Below are 5,911 nucleotides of genomic sequence, written 5' to 3' on the forward strand. Positions count from 1 at the left end.
ATATAGAACGTGCGCTAAACGCCAGACCTAGAAAGTGCCTAGGTTACAAACAGCCTGTCGTTGTGTTTAACGAATTACGCAATGCGGCCTAATTTAGCGAGTGGTGCACTTCGGGGTTGAATTCGCGGGTAATTGTTGTTTTAAATGGGCCGATATTGTATGTCATCTTGATATTGTGGCAACGCGCCCAGGTGTAATGGGGTTTGTGCCTTTTATTAGTCATATTGATGAGGATAAATACCCTGAGACTAAAATAGCAGTTCAAGTGCCTGATAACTCAAATAACCCGATGAACTGTTATTTATATTGGGAACGTGTAGTTCGGTTTATGGATAGCAATCAACCATTGCCTGATGTGCCTGAGTATGAAAGTTGCCGTCATCTTGATGAGTTAACTGCTGAATTTGACAAGCACAATAAGAGACCCGATAAGTTTTGGAGTGATTTTTCGCTTGCTCAACAAGTCGAAATTTGGCGAAAATTCAATAAAGAGGCTGCGCATTTTAATTGGCTTAGAGCTACACCTAACGAAGAAATCACTAAACCTTGGTTGCATTTTAAAGGTGAGCCCGAGCGCATAGAAAAGCTGACATGGAAATACAAAGCAAAGCGCTTAGCACTACAATTATTTATAGGAATACCTTAAAAGATAGTTTGATGCATAGTATTGGGTTAAGTGTATTGATAATAAAAATATCTTAATTGTAGTTTTTATGTACCGCCTCGGCTTGTTAAAGCAAAGGAATCTAATGCAAAAACAAAATTACCTAGATGTTGGAATAATGCCGAAGAAAACGAAGTTTAATCGTTTTTTTGAATATCGTAGTATAAAAAATACATATCACGAATTTAAAGGCCTGTGTTTTTTATATGATTGGGCTAATACCAATAAGGTATATGAAAATGAACGCGAGAGATATAAGGTCATTCCTTGTGGCAACAACCCTATAAAAGCCATATTGTTTGGGCCAATGGCTATAGGGGCTGTATTGAGTTTATTAATTATAATAGCATGTGTTGTCGCAACATATTCAGAAGAACCATTCCCTTGGTGGCTTGTAATTCTGACCTTTTCTTGGAACTTATTCTTTTTAAATTTACTACCAATAACAGTTAAGTATATACCTGATAGGGTGATGTACCTTGACAGGCAAAATCAAACGGTCGGTTTCACTTTTGATATTCCCGGTTGTGAAGGGCGTGATGAATTAGGTAACTGTTGTTTTAAATGGGAAGAGATTGTTTGCAGGTTAACCTCGAAAATGGGCGCGCCGGGTGTAATGAATTACTTTCCAGAAATTAGCCATATAGACCAAGATAAGTATCCTAAAACAACTGTAACTGGTTCAGTTGTCGAACTTTCAGCCAATCCTGTGCATTGTTATTTATTATGGGAGTGTTATGTACGTTTCATGGATTTAAGTAAGCCGTTACCTGATGTGCCGGTATATGAACAACACCGTCACTTAGATCCAGTTACTGCAGAGTTTGATAAGAAAAATAATCGTCCTTCAAACTTTTGGGTAGACTTTTCAATTGAACAGCAAATTGAAATTAGGGACGAAATTTTAGAGGATGCTTTTCCATTTGATTGGCTAAAAGGTAAAGCAAATGTCGAAATAACCAAGCCTTGGCTACATTGGAAAGCCGAGCCAGAACGCATAGAGCGATTAACGTGGAAATATAAAGTTAAGCGTTTACTGGTTCAACTTTTTATAGGTTTTCCGTGAAAAGGCTTAAGTTGCATTGCCAATGATACGTTAACAGTTTTGCAAAAACAGCACTCTTAAAATTACCTTCGACGAAGTAAGCAAAAAGCAGTGGGTGTTTAGGGTCTGAGATATTTAAAATGGAATGGTTAAAAACAAGGAATGTAGAGAGCTATGACTAGTGATGATAAAAGCTCAGTAAAATCAAACAAACTGGATGATTTAATTGATAACCTTATTAGTGATGAGGAGCTTGAGCGCTATATTGCTGAACAAAACGACGGCTTAACTCATGAAGAACGAGAGAAAATTAAAAGAGAAAACCGTATTAACGCAATTAACCAGTGGTGCGCCGAAAACCCTGGCCGAGACCCAACAAGAGCAAAAGATAAAACCATTAAACAACTGGCGTTAGATGAAGAAGATGTGGTGCGATTAGAAGAGTTTAGAAGGGATAACCCCGAAAAAGCAGCAGAAAGTAGAAGGAGAGCCGAAAATAGTAGTAAATATTTTGATGATAGACAAACCTATACAGAGCAACTACCAAGAGACTATTTACATCAAGACAGTTATGAAACGCGATTAAAAAAAGCAGAAGCACTCAATGGCTGCAGCTTTAAAACTCGTACCTTTAAAAGTAAGCGTTTTACTGATCAATATGGAGCAGAGCTTGAATCCCCTAATCGAGGCTCAACTCTTGAGGGACATTGGGTTCGCAATGATGGGCAACAACTTGCTATTTCATGGTTTGGAGGGTGGTCTAACTTATTTACTGCTCTAAGTTTCCTGCTAATGGTCGCAGCCGTAATGTTTTTATTCGCTGATTTAGTTGTTATTGGTTTTGTGTGGGGAGACTACCGATGGGCACCATTTGCTGTATATGCACCTATGTTTATTGTCGGTTTTTACATGCATAAACACCGCGCTATGTTATCGCACCGAGATAAGTTTTATTTTAATCGCCATACCGGCCTTGTAAAAACTCCGCATACCTTATTTAGAAAACCGTTTTATTTACCTTACGAAGACATTGTTTGCTATGGCGCAAATGAGCGTAATGTCGGCTCAGCCCGTGGTGGTTCACGTGTATTTGTATCACTCATGGTGCCGTTAAAATACCCTAAACATTACCGCTTCACTAAGCCAACATTTTATGTAGGTGGTTTTAACCGTGAATGGGATTCATTGCAATACGCCACAGCCATGACCTTTATGGATACATCCATCCCGCTTGGTACTCACTTATATCAATCGATAGAGCATTACTTCAAAATTGATAAAGACATAACAGAAAAGCACGGATTCCCTGAGGAGCTAAAACCTTATTTAGATCCAGTAGATTGCCAAGTAAATAGAGAAGCCGTGTGGTAGTTAAGTCTATTAAGACAAATAGCAGTGGGTGTTTAATGTTTAATAAGTTTAAAAAGGAATTTATGTAACGATGCCTGTTAGTGAAAATCAGCTTGATCACGTAAAAATAACAAAAGAAACGCTAGAATACATAAAGCGCAAAGATCAAGAGCGCGAAGACTGGATGCGTGCAAACCCAGAAGAAGTTGATAGACGTTATTATGAGAACATAGCAAAGTTTGTTGCTGAGGATGAAAAAACAAGACCTGAACGAATTAGGAAACTAGAAGAATGGAAAAAACTTAATCCAAGAAAAAAACCGATTTATGCAAAAGATAAAAACATTAGGCGATTAGCACTCGATGAAAGCTATGCTGAAAGAAGAGATCGAAAAAGTAAAGAAGAAAAAGATCCAGAAATAGAAAAGGCAGAGAGAACTAAGCAAAGAAATTACTCGATTTATCAAGCCAATTTCACCAAGTACAGAGAAAGGCTATCAAGAGACTATTTACATAAAGACAGCTATGAAACTCGATTAAAAAAAGCAGAAGCACTCAATGGCTGCCGCTTTAAAACTCGTACCTTTAAAAGTAAGCGTTTTACTGATAAATATGCAGCAGAGCTTGAATCCCCTAATCGTGGCTCAACACTTGAGGGGCATTGGGTAGAGAATGATGGTAAGCAATTGGCTATTTCATGGTTTGGAGGCTGGTCAAATTTATTTACTGCTCTAAGTTTCCTGCTAATGGTCGCTGCAGTTATGTTTTTTTTCGTTGATTTGGTTGTTATTGGTTTTGTGTGGGGCGACTATCGATGGGTGCCATTTGCTATATATGCACCTATGTTTATCGTCGGTTTTTATATGCTGAAACATCGCGCTATATTAGCGCACCGAGATAATTTTTACTTTAATCGGCATACCGGCCTAGTGAAAACTCCGCATACTTTGTTTAGAAAACCGTTTTACTTACCGTATGAAGACATTGTTTGCTATGGCGCAAATGAGCGTAATGTCGGCTCAGCCCGTGGTGGCTCACGTGTATTTGTATCACTCATGGTGCCGTTAAAATACCCTAAACATTATCGCTTCACTAAGCCAACATTTTATGTAGGTGGTTCAAACCGTGACTGGGATTCACTGGCATACGCCACAGCGATGACCTTTATGGATACATCCATCCCGCTTGGTACTCACTTATATCAATCGATAGAGCATTACTTCAAAATTGATAAAGACATAACCGAAAAACATGGATTCCCTGAGGAGCTAAAACCTTATTTAGATCCAGTAGATTGCCAAGTGAATAGAGAGGCCGTGTGGTAGTGAAGCTAGTTTGGTTTGTATTTATCGCTATTTTTCTTTTTACTTCAACTGAGGTATTCGCAGGCATGTTTGGTTTGTTCAATAAAAGTGATTTTTTGTTATCTGCTCCAGTTCAAGGGGTTTTACTAGATAATGGTAAACCGGTGGCAAAGCAAAAAGTAACCCGTTCGCTTACTTATGGTAAAGAATATATTGATAAGACGATAACAGATGAGAATGGCCGCTTTCGTTTTGATAAAAAACTAATAAGAACAGCTAAACCTGCAAATATGTTTGATAATGACTCGCTTATTCAACATATCTACCTTGAAAATGGCACTCCCGAAGGTATTGTGCTTTGGTATACAAGTATTTCAATTCATGAAAATAGTAATACCCTTAAAGGGTTGCTTGGTGATCTTGTTTGCGATCTATCAAACAGCCCACAAACAGTTGATATTCAGATAGAAGAGGCGCCTGAGCATACGTTTGCTATTTACGGTATGTGTGAGCTGAGCAAAGCTAAACTTTAATCTCTTTCTAACAGCACAGCGCCGCTGTGCTCTTCACCTAAATAATCATCTTTGTTGTAGATAGGGCATTTGGCCATTGATAAACAGCCGCAACCAATACAACCATTAACGCGCTCGCGCAATCGCTGCATGTATTGAATGCGTTCATCTAATTGCGTTTGCCAAACTTTAGAAAGAGCTGCCCAATCTTGTTTAGTGGGTGTGCGCTGCTCAGGTAGGGTGCTTAACGTTTGTTTAATGTCTTCAAGAGTTATGCCCATGGTTTGTGCAGCTTTTATAACGGCAATTCGGCGCAATACATCGGGTTTATAGCGGCGCTGGTTACCGTTATTACGCCAGCTGCGAATAAGTCCTTTCGACTCATAAAAATGCAAGGTTGAAACTTTTACGCCACTGCGTTTTGCCACAAAGCCAACCGCTAGGTTTGCATCAATAAGTTTCTTATCTGACATAATTTTCTCCAAGGTGTTGACCTAAAGTTAGCTTGAGGTAGTGTGCATTCAATAGTAAAAAAAATGCATTTCACTGTGCAAGTAATATTTCAATCTTAGTGTCGAAATTTTAATTTCATCTATGAATAAAGTAACTTTTTTAATATTTTTGGTAATTTTTTTGTGTTTTTGATGTATAGTATATTTCTGTTTATGTTTTAAATACAAAAGGAAGGGTTATGAAAAATAAATTGTTATTTGGTATGGTTTTATTAATGGCTAGCTCAACATCATATGCGTCAGTGAAAGATAAAAAAGCAATGAGGAACGTTGACAGTAATATTCTAGCTGAAGTGAGTAAAGTAAAATCTAGCTGTGGAAATTCAGCTTTAGATGTAACTGTAGACTGGGATAGCTATAAGAATATGATTAGTAGTAATGGTGAAAAGCTTAATAAAGGGCGTTGTTTCCTAAAAGTTTGAACTATCTTGCCAGCCTGTGATCAGATCATCTATATCCTACTAGCCCGTGCAACAACAATGAGCAAAATCACAAACTGGTCTCACTATAATCAAGCCCTCGTTA

7 protein-coding genes are annotated in these 5,911 nt (G+C 38.1%); 6 read left to right on the forward strand and 1 reads right to left on the reverse strand.

Annotated features, from left to right (window positions below; genetic code table 11):
• Positions 1-100 precede the first annotated feature (100 nt).
• From L1266_RS21750 to L1266_RS21770, 5 genes are all read left to right on the forward strand, one after another.
• Positions 101-646 (forward strand): hypothetical protein, encoded by a 546-nt coding sequence (locus tag L1266_RS21750; protein WP_235378336.1) that lies wholly within the window; start codon positions 101-103, stop codon positions 644-646.
• A 103-nt stretch (positions 647-749) separates the two neighbouring features.
• Positions 750-1,730, forward strand: coding sequence for a hypothetical protein (locus tag L1266_RS21755; RefSeq protein WP_235378337.1), 981 nt, complete (start codon positions 750-752; stop codon positions 1,728-1,730).
• Between the two features lie 153 nt (positions 1,731-1,883).
• Complete coding sequence (locus tag L1266_RS21760) at positions 1,884-3,080, forward strand: hypothetical protein (protein WP_235378338.1); 1,197 nt, start codon at positions 1,884-1,886, stop codon at positions 3,078-3,080.
• A 70-nt stretch (positions 3,081-3,150) separates the two neighbouring features.
• A complete protein-coding gene (locus tag L1266_RS21765; protein WP_235378339.1) occupies positions 3,151-4,383 on the forward strand; it encodes a hypothetical protein in 1,233 nt (410 codons plus the stop codon).
• Positions 4,377-4,895: a DUF4198 domain-containing protein gene (locus tag L1266_RS21770; protein ID WP_235378340.1), complete on the forward strand. Its 519-nt coding sequence runs from the start codon at positions 4,377-4,379 to the stop codon at positions 4,893-4,895. The genes L1266_RS21765 and L1266_RS21770 overlap by 7 nt, the downstream gene beginning before the upstream one ends.
• Here the strand turns inward: L1266_RS21770 and soxR are convergent.
• Positions 4,892-5,347, reverse strand: coding sequence for a redox-sensitive transcriptional activator SoxR (gene soxR, locus L1266_RS21775; RefSeq protein ID WP_054562542.1), 456 nt, complete (start codon positions 5,345-5,347; stop codon positions 4,892-4,894). The two genes, L1266_RS21770 and soxR, sit on opposite strands and share 4 nt — an antisense overlap.
• A gap of 218 nt (positions 5,348-5,565) precedes the next feature.
• Between soxR and L1266_RS21780 the strand changes: the two genes are divergently transcribed.
• Entirely contained in the window at positions 5,566-5,808 is a 243-nt protein-coding gene (locus tag L1266_RS21780) for a hypothetical protein (protein ID WP_235378341.1), read from the forward strand.
• Positions 5,809-5,911: the final 103 nt, after the last annotated feature.

Origin of the sequence: Pseudoalteromonas sp. Cn5-37, assembly GCF_021532495.1 — a bacterium.
Taxonomy (GTDB): Bacteria; Pseudomonadota; Gammaproteobacteria; order Enterobacterales; family Alteromonadaceae; genus Pseudoalteromonas; species Pseudoalteromonas simplex.

Bases quoted from the DNA above. Each gene is read 5' to 3' on its own strand.
- L1266_RS21765 (WP_235378339.1), top strand. From the start codon at position 3,151: ATGCCTGTTAGTGAAAATCAGCTTGATCACGTAAAAATAACAAAAGAA.
- L1266_RS21755 (WP_235378337.1), top strand. From the start codon at position 750: ATGCAAAAACAAAATTACCTAGATGTTGGAATAATGCCGAAGAAAACG.
- soxR (WP_054562542.1), bottom strand. From the start codon at position 5,347: ATGTCAGATAAGAAACTTATTGATGCAAACCTAGCGGTTGGCTTTGTG.
- L1266_RS21760 (WP_235378338.1), top strand. From the start codon at position 1,884: ATGACTAGTGATGATAAAAGCTCAGTAAAATCAAACAAACTGGATGAT.
- L1266_RS21780 (WP_235378341.1), top strand. From the start codon at position 5,566: ATGAAAAATAAATTGTTATTTGGTATGGTTTTATTAATGGCTAGCTCA.